Annotated in this window: 27 protein-coding genes; 5 read left to right on the plus strand and 22 right to left on the minus strand. The window is 68.7% G+C overall.

Annotated features, from left to right (window positions below):
• Nucleotides 1–1290, minus strand: a complete 1290-nt coding sequence (locus ACFVWL_RS05580) for a serine hydrolase domain-containing protein (protein ID WP_387179587.1) — start codon at nt 1288–1290, stop codon at nt 1–3.
• A 96-nt stretch (nt 1291–1386) separates the two neighbouring features.
• Here ACFVWL_RS05580 and ACFVWL_RS05585 point away from each other — a divergent pair, with 96 nt between their 5' ends.
• On the plus strand, nt 1387–1701 hold the full coding sequence (locus ACFVWL_RS05585; protein WP_387179590.1) for a DUF2470 domain-containing protein: 315 nt from the start codon (nt 1387–1389) through the stop codon (nt 1699–1701).
• Nucleotides 1702–1747: 46 nt separating this feature from the next.
• Entirely contained in the window at nt 1748–2395 is a 648-nt protein-coding gene (locus tag ACFVWL_RS05590; RefSeq protein WP_387179593.1) for a heme oxygenase (biliverdin-producing), read from the plus strand.
• 21 nt (nt 2396–2416) lie between these two features.
• On the opposite strand, the gene ACFVWL_RS05595 is transcribed toward ACFVWL_RS05590, so the two are convergent.
• Complete coding sequence (locus ACFVWL_RS05595) at nt 2417–3811, minus strand: ATP-dependent RecD-like DNA helicase (RefSeq protein WP_387180929.1); 1395 nt, start codon at nt 3809–3811, stop codon at nt 2417–2419.
• A gap of 113 nt (nt 3812–3924) precedes the next feature.
• On the opposite strand from ACFVWL_RS05595, the gene ACFVWL_RS05600 reads away from it, so the two are divergent.
• Complete coding sequence (locus tag ACFVWL_RS05600) at nt 3925–4995, plus strand: hypothetical protein (RefSeq protein WP_387179596.1); 1071 nt, start codon at nt 3925–3927, stop codon at nt 4993–4995.
• A gap of 18 nt (nt 4996–5013) precedes the next feature.
• Here the strand turns inward: ACFVWL_RS05600 and ACFVWL_RS05605 are convergent, their stop codons facing one another.
• From ACFVWL_RS05605 to ACFVWL_RS05615, 3 genes are all read right to left on the minus strand, one after another.
• Nucleotides 5014–7014: a cytochrome c oxidase assembly protein gene (locus ACFVWL_RS05605; RefSeq protein ID WP_387179599.1), complete on the minus strand. Its 2001-nt coding sequence runs from the start codon at nt 7012–7014 to the stop codon at nt 5014–5016.
• Nucleotides 7015–7102: 88 nt separating this feature from the next.
• Nucleotides 7103–7390, minus strand: coding sequence for an HU family DNA-binding protein (locus ACFVWL_RS05610; RefSeq protein WP_017203554.1), 288 nt, complete (start codon nt 7388–7390; stop codon nt 7103–7105).
• 182 nt (nt 7391–7572) lie between these two features.
• Nucleotides 7573–8154, minus strand: coding sequence for a TetR/AcrR family transcriptional regulator (locus ACFVWL_RS05615; protein ID WP_387179603.1), 582 nt, complete (start codon nt 8152–8154; stop codon nt 7573–7575).
• Nucleotides 8155–8306: 152 nt separating this feature from the next.
• Between ACFVWL_RS05615 and ACFVWL_RS05620 the strand changes: the two genes are divergently transcribed.
• Nucleotides 8307–9134: an alpha/beta hydrolase gene (locus tag ACFVWL_RS05620; protein ID WP_387179606.1), complete on the plus strand. Its 828-nt coding sequence runs from the start codon at nt 8307–8309 to the stop codon at nt 9132–9134.
• 148 nt (nt 9135–9282) lie between these two features.
• Here ACFVWL_RS05620 and ACFVWL_RS05625 read toward each other — a convergent pair whose 3' ends face one another.
• The 16 genes from ACFVWL_RS05625 to ACFVWL_RS05700 all read right to left on the minus strand — a co-directional run bounded on the left by ACFVWL_RS05625 (nt 9283) and on the right by ACFVWL_RS05700 (nt 23948).
• Complete coding sequence (locus tag ACFVWL_RS05625) at nt 9283–10107, minus strand: DUF559 domain-containing protein (RefSeq protein WP_387179609.1); 825 nt, start codon at nt 10105–10107, stop codon at nt 9283–9285.
• Between the two features lie 256 nt (nt 10108–10363).
• Nucleotides 10364–10669 (minus strand): 30S ribosomal protein S14, encoded by a 306-nt coding sequence (gene rpsN, locus ACFVWL_RS05630; RefSeq protein ID WP_017829734.1) that lies wholly within the window; start codon nt 10667–10669, stop codon nt 10364–10366.
• A gap of 3 nt (nt 10670–10672) precedes the next feature.
• A complete protein-coding gene (gene rpmG, locus ACFVWL_RS05635) occupies nt 10673–10843 on the minus strand; it encodes a 50S ribosomal protein L33 (protein ID WP_017203558.1) in 171 nt (56 codons plus the stop codon).
• Entirely contained in the window at nt 10843–11079 is a 237-nt protein-coding gene (rpmB, locus tag ACFVWL_RS05640) for a 50S ribosomal protein L28 (protein ID WP_017203559.1), read from the minus strand. Before rpmB ends, rpmG begins: the two co-directional genes overlap by 1 nt.
• A gap of 139 nt (nt 11080–11218) precedes the next feature.
• Entirely contained in the window at nt 11219–12007 is a 789-nt protein-coding gene (locus tag ACFVWL_RS05645) for a DNA-3-methyladenine glycosylase (protein WP_387179613.1), read from the minus strand.
• Nucleotide 12008: 1 nt separating this feature from the next.
• Nucleotides 12009–13871: a hypothetical protein gene (locus tag ACFVWL_RS05650; RefSeq protein ID WP_387179616.1), complete on the minus strand. Its 1863-nt coding sequence runs from the start codon at nt 13869–13871 to the stop codon at nt 12009–12011.
• The gene (locus ACFVWL_RS05655) at nt 13861–14682 is read right to left on the minus strand and encodes a TIGR03943 family putative permease subunit (RefSeq protein WP_387179619.1); all 822 of its coding nucleotides are present in this window, start codon (nt 14680–14682) and stop codon (nt 13861–13863) included. Before ACFVWL_RS05655 ends, ACFVWL_RS05650 begins: the two co-directional genes overlap by 11 nt.
• A 4-nt stretch (nt 14683–14686) precedes the next feature.
• On the minus strand, nt 14687–15727 hold the full coding sequence (locus ACFVWL_RS05660) for a permease (protein WP_387179622.1): 1041 nt from the start codon (nt 15725–15727) through the stop codon (nt 14687–14689).
• Nucleotides 15724–16140: a Fur family transcriptional regulator gene (locus ACFVWL_RS05665; RefSeq protein ID WP_021201611.1), complete on the minus strand. Its 417-nt coding sequence runs from the start codon at nt 16138–16140 to the stop codon at nt 15724–15726. The genes ACFVWL_RS05660 and ACFVWL_RS05665 overlap by 4 nt, the downstream gene beginning before the upstream one ends.
• 121 nt (nt 16141–16261) lie before the next feature.
• Nucleotides 16262–17122 carry a metal ABC transporter permease gene (locus tag ACFVWL_RS05670; RefSeq protein WP_387180932.1) on the minus strand — a complete coding sequence of 287 codons (861 nt, stop codon included), beginning with the start codon at nt 17120–17122 and terminating at the stop codon, nt 16262–16264.
• Nucleotides 17123–17136: 14 nt separating this feature from the next.
• Nucleotides 17137–17970, minus strand: coding sequence for a metal ABC transporter ATP-binding protein (locus ACFVWL_RS05675; protein WP_387179625.1), 834 nt, complete (start codon nt 17968–17970; stop codon nt 17137–17139).
• Nucleotides 17967–19007 (minus strand): metal ABC transporter solute-binding protein, Zn/Mn family, encoded by a 1041-nt coding sequence (locus tag ACFVWL_RS05680; RefSeq protein WP_387179628.1) that lies wholly within the window; start codon nt 19005–19007, stop codon nt 17967–17969. Before ACFVWL_RS05680 ends, ACFVWL_RS05675 begins: the two co-directional genes overlap by 4 nt.
• 58 nt (nt 19008–19065) lie before the next feature.
• Nucleotides 19066–20754: a glycoside hydrolase family 13 protein gene (locus ACFVWL_RS05685; protein WP_387179631.1), complete on the minus strand. Its 1689-nt coding sequence runs from the start codon at nt 20752–20754 to the stop codon at nt 19066–19068.
• Nucleotides 20755–20803: 49 nt separating this feature from the next.
• Complete coding sequence (locus tag ACFVWL_RS05690) at nt 20804–21682, minus strand: carbohydrate ABC transporter permease (RefSeq protein ID WP_387179634.1); 879 nt, start codon at nt 21680–21682, stop codon at nt 20804–20806.
• Nucleotides 21682–22620: a carbohydrate ABC transporter permease gene (locus tag ACFVWL_RS05695; protein WP_387179637.1), complete on the minus strand. Its 939-nt coding sequence runs from the start codon at nt 22618–22620 to the stop codon at nt 21682–21684. The genes ACFVWL_RS05690 and ACFVWL_RS05695 overlap by 1 nt, the downstream gene beginning before the upstream one ends.
• On the minus strand, nt 22617–23948 hold the full coding sequence (locus tag ACFVWL_RS05700; RefSeq protein ID WP_387179640.1) for an ABC transporter substrate-binding protein: 1332 nt from the start codon (nt 23946–23948) through the stop codon (nt 22617–22619). Before ACFVWL_RS05700 ends, ACFVWL_RS05695 begins: the two co-directional genes overlap by 4 nt.
• 100 nt (nt 23949–24048) lie before the next feature.
• On the opposite strand from ACFVWL_RS05700, the gene ACFVWL_RS05705 reads away from it, so the two are divergent.
• On the plus strand, nt 24049–25269 hold the full coding sequence (locus tag ACFVWL_RS05705) for an ROK family protein (RefSeq protein ID WP_387179643.1): 1221 nt from the start codon (nt 24049–24051) through the stop codon (nt 25267–25269).
• A 7-nt stretch (nt 25270–25276) separates the two neighbouring features.
• On the opposite strand, the gene ACFVWL_RS05710 is transcribed toward ACFVWL_RS05705, so the two are convergent.
• Nucleotides 25277–26623: a dihydrolipoamide acetyltransferase family protein gene (locus tag ACFVWL_RS05710; protein WP_387179646.1), complete on the minus strand. Its 1347-nt coding sequence runs from the start codon at nt 26621–26623 to the stop codon at nt 25277–25279.
• Between the last annotated feature and the right edge of the window lie 19 nt (nt 26624–26642).

The raw sequence follows: 26642 nt of genomic DNA on the forward strand, positions 1-26642 counted from the left end.
TCATTCCGCGGCGGGCGGAGCCACGCAGGGGATCGCCGCGTCGGTGGTCGCCTGATGGTACTGCTCCGCCGTGAACGGAAGACCGAACTCCGGCGCCGTCTGGCCGGCGGCGGCGGGAGCCTTCGATGCGATGGCCGCGAGCTCCCACGACAGCTGCTGGGCGAACTGCGCACCGGCTGTCGAGTCGTTGAGGACGACGGCCACGGTGAAGCCGGTCGCGGGGTCGGAGTACGCCGCCGTGGCGTATCCCGGCGTCCAGCCGTGCTGTCCGATCATCGAACCGACGAGGTAGGCCCCACCGGTGGCCTGGTACCAGGATTCCGCGCCGTCGGCGGCCGGGAGCGGTGCGCCGAAGCGATCCGGCTTCTCCTTCGTGCGCAGGGCCTGCTTCGCCTCCGCCTGTGCGTAGCGGCCGAGGTCGGTGATGGTCGACACGACGCCGGAGTCGGTGAAGCCCGAGCTGGACGACAGCGTCGTGATGTCGACGGGCGCTGCGCAGTCGTATCCGCCCTCGACGGGGTTGAGGAAGTGGCCGTTCAGCACCGCACCGGTTCCCGGCGTCGCGGGGGTCGGCCCCGGCAGCGACGTGTCCGGCAGGTCGAGGGGCTCGGTGACGTACTCGGCGATCAGCTCGGAGGCCGTCATACCCGACGCACGCTCGAGCGCGAGGCCGAGCAGAAGGTAGCCCGCGTCGGAGTCGCGGAAGGTCGTGTGCGGCGCGACGCGTGCACGTGCCAGCCCGAAACCGGCCAGCTCCAGCGGGGACCACACGCGGTCGGGGGTGCTGAGCCATGCCGACTTGACGGTTCCCTCGGACGACCCCGCGCCGCTCGTGCCGTTGCACAGGTCGAGGAGGGTGATGCCCTCCTCGCGCATGTCCGCGACGCCCGAGACGTAGTCGGCGACGTTCGCATCGAGTTCGACCACGTCGCGGTCGGCGAGGGCGTAGAGGACGTCGCAGGTCATCAGACGGGTCACGTCCGCGATGCGGAAGGACATGTCGGTGGACAGCTCGCCGCCTTCGCGGTCCTGCGTGCCGATGCCGGCCACCCAGCTTCCGCTCCAGGGCGCCCAGACCCCGACGATGGCGCCCGACGCGCCGGACGAGACGAGCGCGTTGTCGACGGCGGCCTGCATCGCAGCGACCGTGTCATCGGGCAGCGGGCCGTCGACCTGGTTGGGGGGCGTGTAGGAGAAGGACTCCTCCGACGAGCATCCGGTGAGGACGAGAGCGAGCACGGCCGCCGTCGCCGTTGCGGCGCGCCACCGGCGCGACGAGAGAAGCTGCATGGAAAGAACCCCCGAAGACGTGTCTCCCGAGTCTAGAGCGCCGATGCTGAAAGTCGGCCCCGTAGCGATGACAGAGCCGCGCGTAAGGTTGTGATCGTGCCCCACACCTTCGATTCCGACGTGATCACCGCCGTCCTGCGCCACATGAACGGTGACCACACCGATGACAACATCCTGATCGCCCGCGCGTTCGCAGAGCCGTCGGATGCCGAGATCACCGGCTCCGTCATGACCGGGTTCGACGGCGATGCCGGGGTGTGGGAGGTCACGCGCGACGGCGCGGTCGCCGAACTGCGCGTTCCTTGGCCGGGCGGCCCGATCGCCGACCGGCCGTCCGTGCGCCGGGAGGTCGTCGCACTCTACGACGCCGCCTGCGCCCGCCTGGGCGTCGAGCCGCGACCGCACGCCTGACGACTCCGACTTCCCTCGGGGGTTAGGTTACCCTTACACTGGCCTCATGCCCGAGATCCTCTCCTTCTCCGCCGCCCTGCGCGAGCGTTCGTCCGGATCGCACTCCCGCAGCGAGACCGCCGGCTTCATGTCCGACCTCCTGAAGGGCGAAGGGTCGCGCGAGGACTACATCTCCCTCGTCGCGCAGCACTACTTCATCTACGAGGCCCTCGAAGGTGCAGGAGAGCGTATGCGCCAGGACCCGGTGGCATCGGTCTTCATCACCGACAAGCTCACCCGGCTCCCCGCGCTCGAGGCCGACCTCGAGTTCCTGCTCGGCGCCGGCTGGCGCGAGCAGATCGTGGCCCTGCCCACCACGCAGCGCTACGTCGACCGCATCCGGCAGGTGGGGGCCACGTGGGCGGGCGGCTTCGTCGCGCACCACTACACCCGCTACCTCGGCGACCTGTCCGGTGGCATCTTCATCGGCCGCGTGATGGCTCGTCGCTTCGGCTTCGAGACCAACGGCATCGGGTTCTACCTGTTCGACGACATCGCCGACCCCTCGGCGTTCAAGGACGTCTACCGCGAGCAGCTCGACGCGGCACCCTGGGACGACGCGGAGCGTGAGCGCGTGATCGACGAGGTGCTCCTCGCCTACCGCTTCAACACCGAGCTGTTCGAAGACCTCGACCGCGCACGCGCCGCCGCCTGACCTCGGCTCCCTGCCGAGAGCTCAGTTCTTGGGCAGCTCCGGGGTCGACGCCGCGAGCCAGGCATCGCGCATGAACCGACGCACGTCTTCGTCCACCCGGATATCTCGGGGGCGTAGCGGCCGTGACAGGTAGAGCCCTTCGAGCGAGGTCAGCCGGCTGAGGGCGACGTAGGTCTGTCCCGGAGCGAACGCCCCCGACCCGAGGTCGATGATCGCACGCTCGTAGGTCTTGCCCTGCGACTTGTGGATCGTGACCGCCCAGGCCAGACGCAGCGGGAACTGGGTGAATTCGGCGACCACGTCGCGGGAGAGCTTCTTGGTGTTCTGGTCGTACGCGTAGCGGAACCGTTCCCACACGGCGGGCTCGACGTCGACCTCCTCGCCGTCGATGTCGACCCGGACGGCACTGCCGAGGATGCGCACGACCGTTCCGATCGTGCCGTTGACCCAGCGCGGCGGCTCCCCCGACATCGCGGTGTCGTTCCGCAGGAACATGACCTGCGCGCCGACTTTGAGCTTCAGTTCTGATTCGGCCGGGAGAGCGGCCTCACCCCTCCCGAAGTCTCCGCTCACCTCGGCGCGCGCGGTCTGCTCTTTGCCCGGCAGTGCGGCGAGGTGTCGGCTGTTGATGGTGTTCACGATGTCGTTGCGCGTCGCGAGCGTGATCATCGGAACCTCGCCCGGTTCCGGGTCGGGTGGTGTCCGCGCGCCCTGGGTGTTCAGCACCCCGGCGATCTCGGCGGTCACCCGTCCGTAGCGGACGGCGTTCAGCATGGCCTTGAAACCGTCGTCGGACTGACGGTGGATCTGCACGAGCTCGCGCACGTGCAGTTCGGCGCGCGAGTCGACCGCGAAGAGCCCGTCCTGATCCGACTCGCCGGTGCCGCCGCCGGTCCCGGCCCACACCTTCGCGTCGAAGAACCAGAACGAGCGGTAGTGGTCCTGCACGTAGCGGGCCTCATCACCGCGCGGCGGCACGGGCGCCAGCTGGTACGGGTCTCCGAACATGACGACCTGCACCCCGCCGAAAGGCTCGCCCCTGCGCCCCCGCGCCTGCCGCAGCGAACGGTCGATCGCGTCCATGAGGTCGGCGTTGACCATCGAGATCTCGTCGATCACCAGCGTCTCGATGGCGTTCAGGATGCGGCGGGTCGCGTCGTTCTGGTCGATGTCGGCGTCGCCGATCAGACCGATCGGCAGGCGGAAGAGCGAGTGGATCGTCTGCCCCTCGACGTTCAGCGCCGCGACTCCCGTGGGCGCGCAGATCGCGATCTGCTTCTTCGTGTTCCACGCGAAGTGCTGCAGGAGCGTCGATTTGCCGGTCCCGGCTCGACCGGTGATGAAGACGTGTTCGCCGGTGTCCTCGATGAGCCGGAACAGCTCTTGCTGCTCCTCGGACAGGGCGGGAAGGGACACGGTTCTCACAGGGGCAGCGGACGGACAGGGCGCTCGTCCATGCTACGTCCCGGCATCCACTCGTGGCCGCCGACGCTCGGCGTCCCCCCAGGACGCCCTCCTAGACTGACGCCATGGACCGGGCACGTGCGAGCGCGCCCCGGCGTGCGCGCCTGGGGGTCGATCTGGCGATGCTCGCGGTCATCGGTCTGCTGCTCGTCGCGGCTCTCGGGGCGGGCGGCGTCACGCTGTACCAGCAGTTCTACGGGCCGTCGGCGTTCGTCGTCCGCTACCTCGATCTGCTCTCCTCCGGTCGCGCAGCCGACGCACTGCGTGTGCCCGGTGTCGCGATTGACCGGGAGACCCTCGACGCCGCCGGCATCGACCCCGCGGCGAGTGAGGCGATGCTCCGCCACGCCGCGCTCGCTCCGCTGACCGATGTGAAGGTGCTGTCGGAGGAACCCGCGGAGGGCGGCACGTCCGTCACCGTCAGTTACGAGGCGAGCGGCCACCCCGGAACCAGCACCTTCCTGATCGCGCAGGACGGATGGGCGGGCGTCACACCGAACTGGCGCTTCACCACCAGCCCCCTCGCCGTGGTGGAGCTGACGGTGCGCGGTGCCGACAAGTTCGCGGTGAACGGGTTCGAGGTCGACAGGCGTCAGGTGTCCGTCGACGGCGTCGATGCGGTCCCGCTCGACCCGTTGCCGCTGCTCGTGTTCACGCCAGGGCTGTATGCGGTGACGGTCGAGACCCCGATCGCGACGGCCTCCGGCCACGGCGTCCTCGCCGACACGCCTCTCGCCGTCACGCCGCTCGATGTGCAGACCACACCGACCGACGAGTTCATCGATGTGGTGCAGGAGCAGGTCGAGTCCTTCCTCACCGAGTGCACCACACAGGAGGTGCTCCAGCCGACGGCCTGCCCCTTCGGCCTGCGCGTCACGAACAGACTCGCCTCCCTTCCGAAGTGGTCGATCGCGACCCAGCCCCGGATCACCGTCACACCTGACGGGGGGCAGTGGCAGATCCCGACGACGGATGCGGTGGCCCACGTCGACGTCGACATCAAGTCGCTGTTCGACGGCAAGACTCAGCCGCTGTCGGAAGACGTTCCCTTCCAGCTCACCGGGACGATCGCGATCCTGCCCGACGGTACGGCGTCGATCCGGATCGGTTCCCCCGGCGAGCCCCCGGTCGACTGACCGGAGCGCGCGACGGTTTCAGCGACCTTCGCGCTGGTCGCGCTCGGCGAGGGCGGCGAGCTTGGCGTTGTACTCCTCGAGCTCGGCATCTCCCGTGCGATCGGCGTGCCGGTCTGCCCGGCGCTGCAGCTTGGTGTCGCTGCGGCTCCATTGGATCGCGACCGTGATCGCGAGGATCAGCGTCGGGATCTCCCCGATCGACCAGGCGATGCCGCCGCCCACGTACTGATCCTGCATCGGGTCCACACCCCAGTCACGACCCATCGAGCCGAACCAGTCGGCGACCATGAGCCCCTCCTGCATCATGATCGCGATGCCGAAGAAGGCGTGCATAGCCATGACCGCGATCAGCGTGATCAGACGACCGGGGTACGGCAGACGGTAAGGCACCGGGTCGGCGCCGATCAGGCTCATCACGAAGAGGTAGCCGGAGATCAGGAAGTGGATGACCATCCACTCGTGACCGAGGTGCTCGTACATCGACCAGCGCACGAGATCGGTGAAGTAGAAGGCCCAGAGCGACAGGATGAAGATCGCGGCCGCGACGAACGGATGCGTGACGACGCGGGCGAAGGGCGAGTGCACGGCCCACATGATCCACTCACGACCACCGCGGGTGCCGTCGTCGCGCTTGTGGATCGCGCGCAGGGCGAGGGTGATCGGGGCGCCGGAGACCAGCAGCAGCGGGATCGCCATCGACAGCATCATGTGGCCCATCATGTGGATGCTGAACAGGTACTCCTGGTAGGCGTTGAGCGGCCCGCTGGTCACCCAGACCAGCATCAGCATTCCGAGCACCCAGAACACGGTGCGATGGATCGGCCAGCGGTCGCCGCGCAGCCGCAGGCGTCGCACTCCGGCGAGGTAGAAGAACAGGCCGAGGCCCGCGGCCACGAGCCAGAGCACGTCGAAGTCCCAGGCGGTGAACCAGCGCTCGAGCGTCAGCTCCGGAGGCAGTGTGGCTCCGGTGAGGATCTGCGCGGGGGTCTGGCTGAAGGCGGCGACCTCGCCGGTGGGGGGAGGGGTGCGCGCGAGCGCGGCGGCAGCACCCGAGGCGAGACCCATCAGCGCGACCTCGCACAGCACGAGGAGCCAGAACCAGCCGGCCGCGCGCTGACCGGCGAGCCGGGGGATGAGGCGGGCGCGATACCAGGCACCGAGCAGGCCCATCCCGCCCAGGAGCGCGACCTTGGCGAGCACGATCCAGCCGTACGGCGTCGCCCACACGGCGTCCCAGCTTCCGACGGCCACGATCGACCGGGTGACGCCCGACACGGCGACCACGGCGAAAGCGGCGATCGCCAGCGACGAGTAGCGTCCGACCAGGCGTGCGGTGTCGACATCGGCTCGCCCGCGCAGCAGGACCAGCAGCAGGAGCCCGCCCAGCCAGACGGCAGCGCCGATCGTGTGCAGAAGGATCGAGTTGACGGCCATGTTGTGCCCGGCCAGGTCGCCGGCATGGCCCTGGGTCGCGAGCGGGAGGAACGAGGCCGCGGCGAGCAGTGCCGTGATGAGCGTGGGAGTCCACGAGCGCCATGCGAACGCGAGCACTGTGATGATCGCGCCGAAGATGGTGGTGATGAGCCAGGACTGGCCTAGCGGCAGCTCCAGCAGGAAGCGGCCGAGCTGCGATCCGAACTCCCGCTCGATGCTGAGCTTCGGGTTGAAGGCGGCCATGAAGGCGAGGAACCCGGCGAGACCCGCGGAGACCGTGAACACGGCCGCTCCGACCGAGGCGATGTTCAGAGCGGCGTCGAACGACCGCTCCCCCGCCCGCAGCCCGAACAGCGCGAGCACGAGTGAGCCGAGCATGACCGCGCCCGAGATGTTCATGACGAGCTTGGCGATCGGTGTGCCCCAGAGCACGAAGGGACCCGGGTCCTGCAGGAGCGGCGGCTTGGCCCCTCCGCCGACGAGGAGCGCGAGCACCAGGGCCACGAGGGCGGCGATGAGGAGGATCACGATGCCGGCGATTCGATACGCCGAAATCCGACTCGTCGACTCGCTGCGGGAACTCACCCCTCCAGCCTAGGCGCGCCCGACGGTGAGAAAGCACGAAGGCCGCCCCCGTCGGAACGGGAACGGCCTTCGAAGAGGTGCGGTCTGCTTACTTGACGGCAGCCTTGAGCTTGGAACCAGCGGTCACCTTGACGCGCTTGCCGGCCGGGATCTTGATCTCGGCGCCGGTCTGCGGGTTGCGGCCCGTGCGAGCAGCGGTGTCGACCTGCTCGAAGGAGATCCAGCCCGGGATGGAGACCTTGCTGCCCTTGGCAACAGCGTCGGAGACCGTGGCGAACAGCGAGTCGAGGACACCGGAGACGGTGGCCTGGCTCTGGCCCGTGGCGCTTGCGATGCTCGCGACGAGCTCGGTCTTGGTGATGGACTTGTCAGCCATGTCATCCTCCAGCGACGAGATCCCGTCGCATCGTTGTGGGTATCGGAGCGGATGCTCCTGGTCTAGCGACCGCCTCGAATGTACCAACCACCACCCTCATTTCCGCGTCATTTCGCGGGTTTTGGTCAATTACTGGGCGTGTCGCGTCACTTTTGTCACTCCAGTCACAGAAACGAGCGCGTTCAGCGGGGCCGGTGCGCCTCGATCACGGACCCTGCCGTGCGCTCGAAGGCGGGCGCCACGCGGTCTTCGCCGTCGAGATAGCCCCCCACGAGAGCCGCATCCCGCAGCAGCACGAGAGAGGCGGCGACCTCTTCCGGGCGCTCCAGCCCCGCCGTCTCGGCGACCTTCTGCAGCGTGGAGCGGAACCACTCCCGGTGCTCGTCGATGAGACGGCGCACGGAACCTTCGGCGTCCGGATACTCGGCGGCCGCGTTGATGAACGGGCAGCCGCGCGTGTGCCGCTCGCGGATGTCGGCGGCGATGCCCTGAACCACCGCGCCGAGCAGGGCATCGGGATCGGACACGACTTCACCCGCCTCCGCGAACATCGCGCGCAGCATCTCGTCCTCCTGCGCGAGGTAGGCGAGCACGAGATTCTCCTTGCCGCCGAACTGCGTGTAGAGCGTGGCGCGGGTGACGCCTGCCTCCTCGATCACACGGTCGACGCCGACCGTGTGGATGCCCTCCTCGTAGAAGAGGCGGGTGGCGGCGTCGATCAACCGGGTGCGGGCGGGGCTGGGGCGCTTCGTCGTGGTGTTCATGATTGTCCTTCCTCATCGTGGCATCCGAACCGCGGCTTCCGTTCGACGACTTCACGACTTTCGGGAATACGTTGCGGTAGATAGAACGTTCGGTCTACTATCAGCGTAACCCACTCCCGAGCAGCGGGAGCCGAATCAGAGAGAAAAAGATCATGAACAGCACCGACAAGACCCCGATCGTCCTCATCCACGGCCTGTGGATGACGCCGGCAAGCTGGAACACCTGGGCCGAGCGCTTCCGCGCCGAGGGTCACGAGGTGATCGTCCCGGGGTGGCCCGGCATCGACGACCGCTCTGTCGAAGACATCCGCCGCGACCCGTCTGCGCTCAAGGGCATCGGCCTGAAGCAGATCGTCGACCACTACGAGCGCATCATCCGTGCCCTCCCCGTGAAGCCGATCATCATGGGCCACTCCTTCGGTGGCGTCATCACCCAGATGCTCGCCGACCGCGGCATCGGAGCCGCCTACGTGGGCGTGGCACCGGGGCAGACGGCCGGCATCACGACCCTCCCGCTGTCGACGCTGTGGACCGGCACCCCGATCCTGTCGAACCCCTTCGGCCGCAACGGCGCGAAGCCCCTGTCGAAGCGCCACTTCCACTTCACGTTCGGCAACGACCTGAGCCGCGCCGCCTCCGACCAACTCTGGGAGGAGTACGCGGTGAACTCCTACAACCGGGTGTTCTTCGAGGGCGTCGCCTCGGCGTTCAACGAGAAGGGCGGCGTCACGCACGTCGACTACACCCGCACCGACCGTGCACCGCTCTACATCATCACCGGCGAGATCGACCACGTCGTTCCGCCGGCCATCGGTCGCGCGATCGTGCAGAAGTACCGCTCCACCGGAAGCCCGTCCATCGTGGAATACAAGGAGTACCCCGGGCGCACCCACCGGCTGGTCAGCCAGGACGGCTGGGAGGAGATCGCCGACGGTGCCCTCGCCTGGGCCGTCGCACACACCCCCACCCCCGTCGCGTGACGAGAGTCGCCCACCCCCCCCACCCCCTTCACCCTCCACAACCCCACCCGCGTGGGGAGGAGATCTCGCTGATGGGCGGAGCATGCGGGCAAGGTGTTCCGCCCGACGGGGAGTTCTCCGCCCATCGCGGTCCGCGTGGACGCAGGGCTCACCGCGCAAGATGGAGGCGCTGGGCGATCGCGACCAGGATCCGGCTCTGCACGGACGCCCACTGGTTCATGAGCTGGTCATAGCCGATGCGGATCACGTGGTACCCGCGGAGCATCAGCTCGGCGTCGTGAGCGATGTCACTGGTGCGTTGGGATCCGACATGGTGTCCTCCATCGATCTGCACGACGAGTCGTTCGCCGATGAGGAGGTCGACCCGATGCCCGATGACCCACACCTGCGGCGTTATCGGCAGGTTCAACCACGCCATCCGCGTCCGGAAGATGGTCTCGGTCCCCGCGTCAGCGAAGGGCCGAGCGTCGATCAGGAGCCGCCTCGCCGCCGGTGGCAGGGGCGCGCGGTCGAGCACGTCGGGGTCTACCATGCCGGCCCGCATCGCGGACTCCCACGTCGCGAGCGCATCCTCGTACGGCTGGCAGCGCGCCACGAGCACGAGCGCGTTCTCGATCGAATCCTCGAGCAGCTCAGGGTCTCGAGGGAAGACCGGCCTGCTCCAGTGCACGACACCACGAGCAGCCTTCGCGTGGCCTGACTTCGGGGGCGCCGCGACGTGCGGATGCGATGCCGCCGTCACCCACAGATCCTTCCGTGCAGCGAGGGTCACACAGCTGAGCACGACTCCTCGCTTCGCTGCGGCGATGAGCATCGGGTCCGCACCGGGGAGCCCCACCCACCCTCGGCACACCGAGACCACCACCCCGGCGCGCACCGCCTGTCGCAGTTCGTGCTCCGTGACCCCCGACCGGCGAAGGGTGGCGACTCGCACGATCCCGTTCCTGGCCTTGAGAGCACGGAAGACATCCATGTCTCGAGCCTGCGGCCTCCCGGAGACCCCGCCCGTCTCCGCTGCCGCTCTCTGTTCACTGAATCGGGGCGGCTCCCTCTTGTGCAGGGGCACTCTTCGGGCGGACTTCCACCCGATGGGAGGAGACTGCCACCACCGGAGTCCGCCCATCGGGGAGGAGTCCGCCCATTGCGTGCACGGGTGTGCCGGGGATGTTGGGGACGCGAAAGGGGCGAGGATCCGAAGATCCCCACCCCTTTCGACTGTCTGCTGAGACTTACCAGCTGGACTTGGTGACACCGGGCAGCTCGCCACGGTGTGCCATGTCACGGAAGCGGACACGCGAGATGCCGAACTTCGTGAGGACACCGCGGGGGCGGCCGTCGATGACGTCGCGCGAACGCACGCGAGCCGGCGACGCGTTGCGCGGCAGCTTCTGCAGGCCGACGCGTGCGGCCTCGCGGGCCTCGTCGGTGGCGTTCGGGTCGACCAGGGTCTTCTTCAGCTCGGCGCGACGCTCGGCGTAACGCTCGACGATGACCTTGCGCTGCTCGTTGCGAGCGATCTTGCTCTTCTTAGCCATTGATCAACGCTCCTCTCGGAATTCGACGTGCTGACGGATGACCGGGTCGTACTTCTTGAGCACGAGGCGGTCGGGGGTGTTGCGGCGGTTCTTCTTGGTCACGTACGTGTATCCCGTACCTGCCGTCGAACGCAGCTTGATGATCGGACGTACGTCCTGAGCCTTCTTGGCCATTAGAGCTTCACACCCTTCGCCTGGAGGTCCTTGACCACGTTCTCGATGCCACGGACGTCGATCACCTTGATGCCCTTGGCGGACACGTTGAGCGTGATCTTACGACCGAGCGACGGAACGAAATACGTCTTCTTCTGCACGTTCGGGTCGAAGCGACGCTTCGTCCGGCGGTGCGAGTGCGAGACATTGTGTCCGAAGCCGGGAACAGCTCCGGTCACCTGGCACACTGCTGCCATGATGTGACTCCTTCTATACCGTGAGGCCGGACGGCCCCACCCAAGATCCCTTGTCTGCACGCAACCACGACCCGCCGATCTCTCGGCCGCAGAAGGGGAAGCATGCGAACTGCGCACAGGAGTGTGCGCAGACAAAGAGTCAGTTTAGCACGGGAGACGGCCCGGTCGATCCCCGTGACTCGGGCGTGAGGCCCTGCGCAGCCTCGGCCGCACCTCTCCCCCACCGGAACGGCGACACCGTCGGATCCGCCTCGATCCAGAAGCGCCAGGGGAAGGCATCCGTCCCCGCGACACCGGCGACGCCGACCCGCGGGCCAGTCGCCACGTCGTTCCGCTCCTCGCCCAGCCAGAGTTCGGCCCGCGCTCCGTGCCGCTCCTCGCTCGCGACCGCATCGATGCCGTCGTGCACCGGATGCCGCAGCCCCACCGCCTGACCGAGACGACCGGGTCCGCGCGCGAGATCTCGAAGCGCGATACGGCCGAGGGGCGGAGCCACCCCACGGCGCCGAGCCGCGGTATCCGTCCCCCACACGACCTCGCCCGCTCGCAGCAGCACACCGTCGCCCTGACCCTCAGGCCCGCACACGACGTTGACGCAGGAATGGATGCCGTGACTCAGATACACGTACAGATGCCCTGGCTCACCCCACATCGTGGCGTTGCGGGCGGTGCGCCCCATCCGCGCGTGCGATCCGGGGTCAGCGAACTCGCCGGTGCCCTGCCCGTGATAGGCCTCGACCTCGGTGATGCGCAGCCGCACCTCTACCGGAGCGGCAGCGGTCGAAGTGCTGACGAACGTGCGCAGCTCACCCCCGAGAAGGCGCGGCGCGACCTCGACCGCCGATGCGCTCAAGTCGGAGCGGACGGCACGGCGCAGTGCATCGTGAGGCCGTTCAGCGCCGCGGGCGAGGTCGGAACCGCGGGGCATCTCAGAATCGCGGGGCCGTCTGGCACCACGAGGCATCGAAGCCGGTGAGGGCGACGATCTCCTTGCCCGAGGCCATGTCGATCAGGTGCGTCTCGACGTTCTCGGGCAGCGGCAGCAGCATCCCGTCGTACGCGTTGTCCGCCAGGTCGGGCGCGACGACCACGGCGGCGTACTGGCCGCTCGGCGACGCACACGCCTGCAGGATCGAGTCCGTGGATCCGACTTCGACCAGCGGGGTCGCCGTGCCGTCGTCGTCGACGCGCACGACCACCTGTCCGATCGGGAGTCCCTCTTCGTCGCGGGCGACCACATGGCGCAGCGTGCCGCCGGGGAACGGCGTGATCGAGCTCGCGGTGCCGTAATCGGGATCGGATGCGGCGAGCGGCTGCTCCGACCCGTTCGCGAGGTCGAGCTCGACCACGGCCCCGTCGGGCCTTTCGACGATCGCTGTGTAGGTGCCGCGGGAGATCCCCTGGATGGTGGCGGCGAGGCCGAGGGACTGCACGCCGGCATCGGTCGAGCGGTCGACGAGCGAAAGTGCCCCGTCGAAGTCGATGAACAGCACGGCCGCACTGTCGGGCACGAACTGCCAGACGAAGACGCTCGCCTCAGACCCGGCGACCTCGATGATCTGCGGGTCGTCATCGCCGCTCAGCGATTGGGTGACGAGCACGCTCGCGCGCCCCTCGGTGTCGCTCAGCTCCTTATCGGAATAGCTGTAGCCGACGAGGCCGCCGCGCTCGGAGACCTGGATCGCGCTCACGTAGCCGTCGCCGGGGAGCTTCAATTCGCGCTGGTTCTTGCCGTCGCGGTCCATCACGAGCAGTCGGGATCCGCCGTCCTCCGCCACCGCGACCACGAGCTTCGTCGACGTCGCGCGGAAGTCGTTGATCTTGTCGTGCTCGAAGACCGGAACGGCCTTCTCGCCGCTGAGGTCGGTGAGGAAGATCTTGTCCTTGCCCTCGACATCGCGACGCAGCAGGAAGATGTTCGACGGCGGAGTCGTGAAGCTCGTGGTCAGCGTCGTCGTCGGGCCGCCCCCGGCACCGACGACATCGGCCACACGGATCTTGTACTCGGTCGAATCGTCCAGCGGGACGGTGAAGCGGATACCGACGCCCCGACCGGAGGCGTCGACCGTGAACGGCACGTCCGGCTCGACCGAGACCTGGGCGGGGTCGATGTCGGCGAGCGCCTGGTTCGCGGTCAGGATGACACGGCTCCCGGACGACTCGATCGCCTGCGCGGCGTTCACCTGCACGTCGCTGATGCGCGGGCCCTGCAGAAGGCTGGCGACACCCAATCCGGTGCCGACGACGACGAGAACGCCGAGCACCGCGACGAGCGTGACCGCGAACCGGCGACGGCTCACCGGCGTGTGACCGGGCTCCCGCTCGGCGGTGGCGACGTGCGGTGCCGGCGGTGCGTAGGGCTCCTCCGCGGCTGCGGCTTCGGCGGCAGGCTCGGGGGCGGCGCCGACGAATACGGGCTCCGTCGCAAGCGGGACGGGAGGAAGCGTCGTCGCCTCGGCATCCTCGCGCGCTGCGGCCTCGAAGGCGGCCATCTTGCGGGCGGCGGCTTCCTGCTCCGCGACCTCTCGGTCACCCGCCTCACGAACGGCGGCCTCACGCGCGGCGACCTCACGCGCGGCCGTCTCGCGAAGGGACGCTTCGTCCGCATCGGCATCCGGCTGATCGACGGGCTGCGGGGTCTCGCCGGCGGGCTGCGCGACATGATCGGCGGACGCGACGGCGCGGTCGATCCGCTCGGCCTCCGCCGCCTCGGCCGCTTCTCGCGCTGCACGCATCTCCGCGCGGGTGCGCGGGACGGCGGGCACTTCGGGGCGCTCGTCGTCAGTACTCATAGGGGTCTCCCGGCTCGTCGATCGCGGCGACATCGGTCGGCTCGATGCGGAGCTTGCCGTCGGCGTCCGCTCGCACGGTTCCGGTGATCTCGACCCATTGGCCGGTCGCGTAGTCGTCGGCCTTCACATCGACCGGCAGCACCGCGGTCTGCGCGTCGATCACGCAGTGGGTGATGACCAGGCGGGTCAGGTTCACGCCGTCATCGCCCGAGCCGCCCGGCGTCACGAAGCCCGTGAGCTTCACCGGTGCGCCGTCGTAGGCAGCTGTGTTCGTCGCCGCGGCGAAGACGCTCGCCCAGTCGCCGACACCGAAGGTCGAGGTGTCGGCCACGCCGAGCGCGACCGTGTCCGCACCGGAGAACAACGCGCTCTGCTCGCCTGCACGCGACATCGCGAGCTCGACCGACAGCGAGGCCGGCGGCAGCACGAGAGCCGCCACGACGACCCCGGAGGCGATGACCCCACCGGTGACGGCCGCGACGCCGGCGAGCGAGCGGCGGGAGGAGGCCGGCGCCCTGTCGTGATCTCCGTCGTCGTGACGCGCATCCACTGGAGCAGCGACAGGCCCGTGATCGTGGCCGTGGTCGCCCTCCTCGCCGAGCGGGAGGGTGCACGACCAAATCGCTCCCGCCAGGGTCACGACGGCGGCGGTGCAGGCGAACCACACCGACTCGGGGCTGATGTAGAGGTTGAGACGTCCGGTGAGGCCGAGGCCGAGCGTGACGACGGAGATCACGGCGGCGAGACCCACTCCCAGCCACCGGGTGCCGAGTGCACGTGCGCGGGCAGCGGTCTGCTCGGACCGCGCCATCTGCTCAGACAAGGACGTTCACCCCGATCCCGATCGCGAAGGCCGAGGCGAGCACGATGCCGACGATCCCGACGAGCGTGCGGGTGGTGAATGTCGTGCGCATGAGCGCGAGCATCTTGATGTCGACGAGCGGACCGACGAGCAGGAAGGCGACGAGGGCACCGGAGGAGAATGTCGAGGCGAACGACAGCGCGAAGAACGCATCGACGTTCGAGCAGATGGCCACGGTCATCGCGAGCGCCATCATCGCGACGATCGACAGCACCGGGTTCGACCCGATCGCCAGCAGCCACTCCCGCGGGATCAGCACCTGCACGGCTCCGGCCAGGGCCGAGCCGATCACGAGCGCGGGCATCACGGCGCGCAGCTCGACGAGGAACTGCGTGAGGCTGCGGCGCACCGGGGTACCCGGTTCGTGGGTGACGCGGTCGCACGTGTCGACGAAACGCTGCGTGAGCATGCCGTCGGGGTCGGGGTGACGGCTGTAGATCCAGCCGATCAGGTTCGCGATCAGGTAGCCGCCGACGAGGCGGGCGACGAGGATGCCGCCGTCCCATCCGAAGGCCGCATGCGTGGTGAGGATCACGATCGGGTTCACGATGGGCGCCGCGATCAGGAACGTCATCGCCTCGGCCGGAGCGAGTCCGCGCATCATGAGTCCGCGGGCGAAGGGGACGTTGCCGCACTCGCACACCGGGATCAGCATGCCCAGCAGCGACAGCACGGCCCGGCGGGCCCACGCGCGCTTCGGCAGCCACCGGTGGATCACATCGGCCGGAAGCCACACCTGCACGACGATCGACAGCAGCACGCCGAGGATCACGAACGGCAGGGCCTCGATGAGCACGCTCAGGGCGAGGGTGAGACCGTCCTGCGCGCGAGTGGGCAGCGATGCGGGGAACAGCGACGGCAGGAAGGCGTCGATCAGGAAGAGCGCGGCGATGATGGCGGCGCCGAGGCCGACGCCGATCCATGCCGATCGCGGCGAGGGTGCCGGGCGATGGGAGTGGCCGTGACGGGTCGCCGTTGCTGCCGAGGAGCTCACGCGGACGCGGCCCTCTCCGCGTCGCGCTTATTCGCGCAGGGAGTGCACAGACCGAAGATGTCGACCACGTGGGCGGCCTCGGTGAAGCCGTGCAGCGCGGCGGTGCGGTGCGCCCACTGCTCGACGTCTTTCGCCTCGATCTCGACGGTCAGACCGCAGGATCGGCAGATGAGGTGATGGTGGTGGCCCTGCGTGGTGCAGGCGCGGTACAGCGCCTCACCTTCGGGGCTCTGCAGCGAGTCGGCGTCTCCGGATGCGGCGAGGCCGGCCAGCGCACGGTAGACCGTGGCGAGGCCGATGCCGGTGTTGTCGTCGCGCAGTGCGGCGTGCAGGCTCTGCGCGCTCACGAATCCGCGCGCGTCGGCGAGTGCTTCGCGCACGCGTTCGCGCTGCCAGGTGTTCCGCTGAGCCATACGAAGAGTCTAGGCCGCGGGGGTTGGGGAGGGCTGGGAGTGGATCCTCACCCTTCGAATCGCGCAAGTGGTCGCATCCCGGCCCGATTTCCGACCATTCACGCGATTCGAAAGCCGGGGGTCAGGCCGGCACACGGCGAACCCGGGCCCGCGTCTTCTGCACGATCCAGCACACCACGTAGATCGTGAACGACAGGGTCGTGATGTACGGGCTCACGGGGAGTGTTCCGGCGAGGGCGAGCAGGATGCCGCCGACCGCCGAGACGAATCCGAACAGCGCGGCCAGCAGCGGCACGGCGATGGGTCCGGCGGTGACGCGCATCGCGGCGGCCGCGGGTGTGACCAGCAGCGCCATCACCAGCAGCGCTCCGATGATGTGCACGCTCACCGCGACGATCAGGCCCAGCAGCACCATGAACAGCAGACTGACGGCACGGGTGGGCACCCCGCGCGCGGCGGCCGACTCCGGGTCGAGCGAGTCGAACCGCAGCGGATTCCACATCACGAGCAGCCCGATCAGCACGACCATGCTGATGCCGATGAGCCAGCCGAGGTCGGGGCTCGAGACCGAGACGATCTGCCCGGTGAGCAGGCTGAACCTGTTGGCACTGCGGCCGTCGTAGAGCGAGAGGAACAGGATGCCGAGGCCGAGGCCGAACGGCATGAGCACGCCGACGATCGAGTTGCGGTCCCTGGCCTTGGCTCCGAGGATGCCGATCAGGATGGCGGCCACGAGGGCACCGCCGAGAGATCCGGCCACGACGCTGCCACCGAAGAGGAGGGCGGCTGCGGCCCCGGCGAACGACAGCTCGCTGACGCCGTGCACCGCGAAAGCGAGGTCGCGCTGCATCACGAAGACGCCGATGAGTCCGCCGACGATGCCGAGCACGGCGCCCGCGATGATCGAGTTCGACAGCAGGGCGACGAGCTCGCCGTAGTCCTGGAACGAGAAGACGTCGCTCCAGTCGACCAGGGGCACCATGCCCAGTGCGGCGCTCATGCCGCTCCTCCGTGCTCGTGGTCGCCGTGGTCGTGGTGGGGCTCGGCATCCGGAACACCGACGACGACGAGCCGGTCGCCCGCCCGCAGCACGAACACCGGGGTGCCATAGAGGTCGGTGAGCACGCGCGTCTGCAGCACCTCGTCGGGGGTCCCGAGCAGGAACCGCCCGCCGGCGATGTAGAGGATGCGGTCGACCCGGCCGAGGATCGGGTTGATGTCGTGCGTGACGAACAGCACCGCCGCCGCGCGCTCACGGCGCTGACGGTCGATGATGTCGGTCACAGCGACCTGATTGGCGAGGTCGAGGTTCGACAGCGGCTCGTCGCACAGCAGCAGGGCGGGTTCGTCTGCGAGGGCCTGCCCGACCCGGAGACGCTGCTGCTCACCGCCCGAGAGAAGTCCGACGCGACGGTCCGCGAAGTGCGAGGCGCCGACGGATTCGAGCAGACGGTCGACCTTGGCACGGTCGCCGCGGTGCGGGATGGGGAAGCCGAAGCGGCTCCCCTGCACCCCGAGGGCGACCAGGTCGCGAGCGCGCATGCTCGTGTCGGGGGCGAGCGAGCGCTGCTGCGGGATGTACCCGATGCGGGAGTTGCCGCGGTGCACGGGCTCACCCGCGACGCGGATCGTCCCGGACGACAGCGGCTGCAGACCCAGGATGCTGCGCAGCAGGGTGGTCTTGCCCGACCCGGAGGGGCCGAGAACCGCGATGAACTCCCCCGGCTCGACCGTGAGGTCGAGACCCGACCAGAGTTCCCGGTCGCCGCGGTGCAGCGACGCGTCGGAGATCTCGAGGACCGGATTCTCGCGCTGTGCGGTGCCGCTCACGACTGGACGGCGGCGGCGAGGCTCTGGATCGCGTCACTCATCCACTCAGAGTACGACGATCCGTCCTCGAGCAGCTCCGTGAAGGCGACGACGGGGATGCCGGCGTCCTTCGCCGCGGTCTCGACGCGCTGCGTCTCGGATCCGCCGGTCTGAGCGTTGGTCAGCAGAGCGGTGACCTGACCGCTGCCGATCACGTCGAGCGCCTGGAGCAGCACGGCCGGGGCGACGTCGGTGCCCTCCTCGACCGACTCGGCGAATCCTTCGGGCGTGACATCGGTGAAGCCGGCGGCGGCGGCGAGGTACCCGGGCAGCGGCTCGGTGATGAAGACGTCGACGTCCGGAGCATCTGTCTGGAGGGTCGCAAGCTCCGTCTCGAAGCCCTCGAGGTCGGCGGTGAGGTCGGCCGCGTTGGCGGCGAACTCCTTCGCACCGTCGGGGTCGAGCTCGGTCAGCTCGTCGGCGATGGCCTCGACGACGTGGATCATCGTGTGCGGGTCGAACCAGACGTGCTCGTTGAAGCCCTCGATATGGTCGTGCCCCTCGTGACCCTCTTCGCCCTCGGCGTGATCGTGGTCGTCAGCGTCTTCCTCGGGGGCGTCGCTCTCCTCGGGCGCACCGGTCGCCGACTCGTCCGTGTGGTCGTGGTCGGCTTCGTCGTCGTGGCCCTCGTTGCCGGGGAAGTCGTGCGAGTACTCGACGGCCGTGACGACGTGCGGGTCCTTCGCATCCTGCAGCAGCGTGTCGATGAAGGCGTCGTAGCCGCCGCCGTTCTCGATCACGAGGTCGGCCTTTTGCACGGTCAGCCGGTCGCGCGCGCTGGCTTCGTAGGAGTGCGGATCCTGCGAGGCGGAGGTGATGATCGACTGCACATCGACGCGATCGCCGCCGATCGTCGCCGCGATGTCGCCGTAGACGTTCGTGCTCGCGACGACAGTGATAGTGCCGTCGTCGCCCTCTCCCGCCGAGGGGGTGGAGCATCCGGCCAGCGCGAGAGCGGCGACGGATGCGAGGGCGAGGGCGACGACGGGCTTCTTCATGTCCTCACTCTAAACGCTAATGAGAACCATTATCAAATCGATTCGGAGGGCGCGGGAATCAGCTGCGCAGGCCGGCCGGTGCGATCCAGGCGGTGGTTTCGCCGGGCAGCGTCGAGCCGTCGAGCGCTTCACTCGCGAGCACCACGTCGGCGGCGTCCGCACCCAGATCGAACGACTCGGCACCGAAGTTCGACACCACCTGCCATCCGTTCGGCCGGGCGAAGCGCAGCACGTCGGTGCGTCCGGTCTCGATCCACTCCAGCGTCTCGCCGGTCTGCAGAAGGTGCCGCAGGCGCAGGGCCTCCCGGTACAGCGAGAGCGTCGACGAAGGATCGGCCGCCTCGACGTCGACCGCGTACTGGGCGAACCACTCCGGCTGCGGAAGGTGCGCACCCGCAGTCCCGAAGCCGTGCGAGGAACCGGCCGCGGTCCACGGCAGCGGCACACGGCATCCGTCACGGCCGAGGCCGTCGAAGTCGGCACCGCGGAAGAAGCCCGGGTCCTGACGCTGCTCCGGTGTGATCTGCGCCACCTCGTGGAGTCCGAGCTCCTCCCCCTGGTAGAGGTAGGTGCTGCCAGGAAGGCCGAGCAGCAGCAGGGTCGCGGCGTGCGCCCTGCGGAGTCCGCCCTCGCGGTCCAGCCCCTCTGCCGGGCCGCCCGCCTTGACCCACTCGGTGCCCTGCTTGACGGGGCGGCCGTTCAGCGCGGGGAGACCGTAGCGGGTGGCGTGACGGGTGACGTCGTGGTTCGACAGCACCCAGGTAGTCGACGATCCGGTCGCCTGCGCCTGCTGCAGGTTGTCGGCGATGATGCTCCGGAACTGCGCGGCGTCGAAATCGGCCACGAGCAGGTCGAAGTTGAACGCTTGCCCGAGCCCCTCGGCCGAGGCGTACTTCGCACGGCGCTCCGGAGTCTCCACCCAGGCCTCGGCGACGGCGGTGCGCGGCGGGTCGTACTCGTCGAACACCGCACGCCACTCGGCGTAGATCTCGTGCACGTCGTCGCGGTCGACCATCGGGTGCGTTCCCGAGGTGCGGTCCATCGCGTCGAGCTCGGCACGCGACGGCAGCGGCTCGGTGAGGTCCTTCGTGAGCATGTGGGCGACGTCGATGCGGAACCCGTCGACCCCGCGGTCCGACCAGAAGCGCAGGGTCTTCAGGAAGTCGGCGCGCACCTCGGGGTGATCCCAGTTGAGGTCGGGCTGCTCCACCGCGAAGTTGTGCAGGTACCACTGACCGTCCGCCACGCGCTCCCAGGCGCTGCCGCCGAACACGGAGTCCCAGTCGGTCGGCGGCTCCGAACCGTCGGGTCCGGTGCCCTCCCGGAAGATGTAGCGCTCGCGTGCGGCCGAACCGCGTCCGGCGGCGAGCGCCTCCTGGAACCACTCGTGCTGGTCGGAGGAGTGGTTCGGGACGATGTCGACGATCACGCGGATGCCGCGGGAGTGCAGCGCCTCGACCATGTCGTCGAAGTCGGCGAGGGTGCCGAGCCGCGGGTCGACGTCACGGTAGTCGGCGACGTCGTATCCGCCGTCGGCGAGCGCGGAGGGATAGAACGGGCTGAGCCACACCGCATCGATGCCGAGGCCCTGGAGGTAGTCGGCCCGCGAGACGATGCCCGGGATGTCGCCGATCCCGTCGCCGTTCGCGTCGGCGAAGCTGCGCGGGTAGATCTGGTAGACGGCTGCCTGACGCCACCAGGCGGCGTCATCGGCGGTGCGGGTCTCGGCGAGAAGCGCGTCGGTCATGAGAGGAGAACTCCTTCTTTCTTTCCGGTGGTCGGGTGCTCGGTGAGCGTCAGCCCTTGACGGCGCCCTGCGTGACGCCCTCCATGACCCATCGCTGCGTGAACAGGTAGGCCACGATCGCGGGTGCCATCGCCATCAGGTACGAGGCGAACGCGACGTTGTAGTTGTTGCTGAACTGGGTCTGGAACAGGTTCTGCCGTACCGGGAGCGTCTGCAGCGCCGGGTCGGCGATGATGAGCGACGGCATCATGAAGTCGTTCCAGGCGTACAGGAACGCGAAGATGCCGACGGTCGCGCTCATCGGGGCGAGCAGGGGGAAGATCAGCTTCCAGAACGTCTGCCAGGTCGTGGCGCCGTCGATGCGCGCACTCTCCTCCAGCTCGATCGGGATCGACCGCAGGAACGCCGTGAACAGCAGCACACTGAAGCTCAGCTGGAACATGGTCGCGAGGATGATGACCCCGAGCGGATTGTCGAGCCCGACACGTCCGGTCAGCTGGATCTGCGGCAGCGCCACGACGGGGAACGGGATGAACATCGCCGCGAGCAGGTAGAAGAACGAATACCGGAACAGCCGGCGGTCCCAGTTGCGCACGATGGCGTAGGAGGCGAAGGCCGCCAGCACGATCGTCGCGGTCACGGTGCCCGCGGTGACGAGCAGCGAGATGCCCGCGCCGACGGGGAACTTCGTGAGCGTCCAGGCCTGGACGAAGCCGTCGATGCTGAACGGAGCCGGGAGCGAGAAGGCGTTGCCGTCGACCGCCTGACCCGTGGTCTTGAGGGCCATCGAGATGGTCACGTACAACGGCAGGAGCACGGTCACGGCGCACAGGATCAGGATGATCGTGCCCGACCAGTTCACGCGCTCCATGCGCACGCGGCGCTTCTTGCCCGATGTGGGGATGGTGGTGAGTGTCTGCGTCGACATCAGAGTGCGTTCCTTCCGCGCGTCAGCGACAGCTGGAGGAGGGAGATGAGCACGGCGACGATGAAGAAGATGGTCGCGTTGGCCATCTGGTAGGCGTAGTCGCCGCCGTTGAAGCCCGCGATGATCGTCATGGCGACGCTGCGGGTCGAGGTGCCGGGGCCGCCGTTCGTGAGGCCGACGATGATGTCGTAGGCGTTCAGGAATCCCTTGAATCCGAGGATCACGTTGATCACCACGTACCCCGCGACGAGCGGGAGCGTGATCCGGGTGAGCTGCTGCGTCTTGCTGGCGCCGTCGATGCTGGCTGCCTCGTAGACCTCGCCGGGGACCGAGAGGAGCCCGGCGATGTAGATCAGCAGCGTGCCGGGAACGGCCTGCCAGGCGGTGACGATGACGATCGCGACCCAGGCGAGGTCGGGGTTGGCGAGCAGGCTCGTCTCGAGCCACGGGATGCCGGCCGCCGCCCCCGCCGCCGGGATCGAGTTCGAGAACAGGAAGTTGAACACGTAGGCGATGATGATGCCCGAGATCACCATCGGGATCACGAAGATCGTGCGCAGGGCGGTCTTGAAGCGGATGCGCGAGGTGAGTCCGACCGCCAGCAGGAACGCGACCACGTTCACGACGATGACGGTCGCGATCGAGAATCCGAACGTGAACAGGTAGCTCTGCAGGATCGACGGGTCGCTGAACAGCGCGATGTAGTTCGTCAGCCCGTTGAAGTTCCACTCCCCGATGCCGATCGAGTCTGTGAAGCTGAAGAAGATGCCGATGACCCCGGGCACCGTGATCGCCAGAGTGAAGATCACCAGGGTCGGCAGCAGGAACAGGTAGTAGATCGGTTCGACGCGACGCGTGTGCCGCCGGAGCTTTCGGTCGCCGCCGGTGACGATGAGGGTCGTGCTGTCGCCGGTCGTGGTGGGGGTGGTGGTGCTCATGGCGCGGACTCCTCTGTCTCGCCGGAAGCGGATGCGGTGTCCTTCGTCGAGGGGATCGGCGCACGGAAGGCGATGCGCGCCCAGTCCGCGTCCATGGTGCGCAGGATGGAGGTGGGAGAGGCGCCGAGCACCATCGCCTGCGCGTAGTTCATCATCGGAAGCGTCTTGGGAACGAGCACCGAGGGACCCTGATAGATCTGCCCGTTGTCGTAGTACTCGATCATCCCCTCGACGCGGGGGTCGTCGGGGGCTGGGGCACCCTTCGTGGGGGTGAAGCCGAGCTGCGAGGCGTTGTACTCCTCGATGTTCTGCGGCTCGTAGAGGAACTCGAGGAAGTCGCGGGCGGCCTCCTGATGGTGCGAGCCCTCCGGGATCATCGCGGCGAGGTCCATGTTGACGCGCACGCCGAGGTCGGCCGGGTCGTCGGTCATCGGCAGCGGGAAGGTGCCCAGCTGCAGGTCGGGTGCGGTCTTCGCGATCTCGCTGAAGGCCCACGGACCCTGCAGGTACATCGCGGCCTCGCCCTTGCCGAACGCGAGGTTGCCGTCGCCGTAGCCGCGGCTCGGAGCATCCTCGTTCGTGTAGTCGTTCGCGAGCTGCAGCATCCGGTCCATCGGCTCGGCGAAGTCCTTCGAGAACGAGACCTCGGAGTCGGGGCCGACATCCGCACCCTCCGCTGCGAGAGCGTCGAAGAAGTCGATCACGTCGACGGAGCCGCCGGCCGTGTAGTCGTACCAGCCCTGCCCGACGGTCCAGTCGTCTTTGAAGGTGCCGTAGAACGGGTCGATGCCGGCGGCCTTCAGCTGGTCGCACACGGCGAGCAGCTCGTCCCAGGTCTGCGGCACCTCGAGCCCCTGCGCCTGGAAGATCTCCTTGTTGTAGATGACGGATGCCGCCATCACCGAGTACGGCAGGGCGCTCGTGCGGCCCTCGCAGGATCCATACTGATCCATGAGCGGCTGCAGGTCGTCGCGGATGTTCGCGGCTGCGTCGGTCTCGGAGAGATCGGTGAGGGCGCAGCGCTGCACGAACCGGGCGATCTCGTAGTTGTAGTTGGCGAGCATGATGTCGGGCGGATTGCCCCGCACGAAGCTCGCCGAGACGACGTCGACGCCCGAGGTGTCGATCTCGACCTTCACGACGCTCTGCGAGGAGTTGTACTCGGCGACGAGGGCGGTCATGAACTCGATCGCCTCGCGCTTGCTGAACGTGAAGCGGATGGTCTCCGCCCCCGTGTCGGGAGCGCAGCCGGCGAGCGCCGTGCCGACCAGGGTGACCCCCAGGGCTGCGGCCACCGCTCGCACCGCGCGTGTTCGTCTCTCAGACACCGTCGTCCTTTCCTCGTATAAATCCATGCACTAAATCTAGTGAGCGAATTTATTCTGTCGAACGGTACTCTCTCATTGGAAGACAGGGAGGTCAAGCGCAATGACAGAAGTCTCCGCAGACCTGGGAACAGGGCGCGCGAGCGTCGGAGCAGTGCTCGACTTCGCCTGGACGGCGGGCGAATTCACCGCGACCGAGGCGATGGCCGGCACCTCCCTGACCCGCTCGACCGCGATCGACGCGATCGACACCCTGGTCGGCGCAGACGTGCTGCGCGAGCTCCCGAACGCACGGGCCGCCGGCACCTACCGCTCCGGTCGCCCCTCTCGCCGCTTCGCGCTGGCCCCCGACCTCGGCGTCGTGATCGGGATGGACGCGGGAGACACCCACCTCGCCGTCACCGTGGCCGACCCCCTCGACCGGACCCTCGTGCATCACCGCGTGGAGTTCGAGCCCTCGCAGTCGGCCGAGGAGCGACGCGCAACGATCCTCGAGCGCCTGGGCGATGCGCTCGCCGAGGCCGACGTGACGCGCGACCAGGTGCTCGCGCTGTGCGTCGGCGTCGCGGCGCCTGTGAACCGCGACGGCATCTCCCCGCCCCACCCCGACGGCTTCTGGGAGCGCACCAACCCCGGCCTGGCTGAGGCCCTGCGCGACTGGGCCCCGGTCGTCCAGATCAAGAACGACGCGCAGCTCGCCGCCATCGCCGAGGGCGCGGAAGGTGCGGCAATCGGATGCCGCGACTACGTCGCCCTGCTCGCGAGCGAACGGTTCGGCGGCGGCGTGGTGGTCGACGGCCACGTGCTGCACGGTGCGCACGGCGGCGTCGGCGAGGGCGTCGTGTTCGACCACATCGTGGGCGTCGGCTCGGCGTTCGGGCTCCGCTACTCCGTGCAGGATCAGGTGCGCGCGGCGCTCGACTCCGGAGAGATCGCGCAGGACAGCGTGGTCGGCCGCCTCGCCGAGACCGACCGCATCGACCCGCGGCTCGTGCTGACCCTCGCCGCATCGGGCGACCCCGATGCCGTGCTGGTCACCTCCCGCGTCGGGGCCACCGTCGCCCGCATCGTCGGCGTGCTCGGCAGCATGTACGACCCGACACGCGTCATCGTGTGCGGAGCGGTCGCCGAGAGCATCGAGCCCGTGCTGACCGCGGCCCGACGCATCCTCCCCGAAGAGCTGCACCTGCCCGCGCCGGAGATCCTGGCCTCGACGCTCGGGGCCGAGGTCGTCTCACGCGGGGCCGTGGCGACCGCTCGCCGCGCGGCCAGGGAGCACGCGGTGCCGCTGTTGGCCGAGGAACGTCTGCGCGCGAGCGCCTAGCGCGGATTCAGTCCACGAGCAGCGCGGGCTCCTCGAGAACCGAGGCGACATCGGCGATGAAACGGCTCATGCCGTCGCCGTCGATCACGCGGTGGTCGAAGGAACCGGCGACCGTGGTCACCCAGCGCGGACGCACCTCGCCGTCGACGACCCACGGCTTCTGGCTGATGGTGCCCATCGCCACGATGCCGGCCTCGCCGGGGTTGATGATCGGGGTGCCGGCATCCATCCCGAACACACCGATGTTCGTGATCGTGATCGTGCCGCCCTGCTGATCGGCCGGCGGGGTCTTGCCCTCGCGCGCCGTGAGCGTCAGACGGTTCAGCGCCCGCGCCAGGTCCTTCATGCCGAGGTCCTGGGCGTCCTTGATGTTCGGCACCAGCAGGCCACGCGGGGTGGCGGCGGCGATACCGAGGTTCACGTAGTGGCGCACGGCGATCTCGGCACCGGCTTCCGTCTCGATCCAGGCGGCGTTGACCATCGGGGTGCGGCGGGCAGCCCAGATCACGGCGCGCGCCATGATCAGCAGCGGTGAGACCCGGATGTCGGCGTAGTCGGGCGAGGCCTTGAGGCGCTTGACGAGCTCCATCGTGCGGCTGGCGTCGATCTCCTTCCACACCGTCACGTGCGGGGCCGAGTACGCGCTCTGCACCATCGCCGAAGACGTGGCCTTGCGCACACCCTTCACCGGAATCGACTCGGTACGGTCGTCGCCGGCGGCCGAAGGCTGGGTCGGAGCGAGTCCGCGTGCGAGCCCTGCCGGTGCAGCCTGCGGTGCGGGCACGGTCTCCTCGCGCACCGTCCCCCACTCGGGAGTCTCGATGTTGCGGAAGACGCTCGCCTGCGAGGCGTGCTTCATGACGTCGTCCCTCGTGACTTCGCCGTCGGCGCCGGTCGCGGCGACCGTCGTGAGGTCGACGCCGAGGTCCCGCGCGAGCTTGCGGATCGGGGGCTTCGCGATCACGCCGACCGAAGAACGGACCGGACGCTCGGCCGGGCGCTTGCGACGCGAGGTCGCACCGCCACCCGTGCCGTAGCCGACCAGCACCGAGCCACCGCCCTCTTCCGCGGCAGGAGCCGCGGCGACCGGAGCCGCCGGAGCACCCGCCGCAGGCTCGGTCACGAAGGTGATGATGGGCGTGCCGACCTCGACCGTCGCGCCCTCTTCGACGAGCAGCTCACCCACCACACCGGCGTGCGGCGAGGGCAGCTCGACGAGCGACTTGGCCGTCTCGATCTCGCAGAGCACGTCGTTGATCGCGACCGTGTCGCCGGGGGCGACCTTCCAGGCCACGATCTCGGCCTCCGTGAGGCCTTCCCCGACGTCGGGGAGGGTGAAGTTCTGCGTGCTCATGACGAGTCCTTTCGGCCGA

It is taken from the genome of Microbacterium sp. NPDC058269 (genome assembly GCF_042881445.1).
GTDB lineage: Bacteria > Actinomycetota > Actinomycetes > Actinomycetales > Microbacteriaceae > Microbacterium.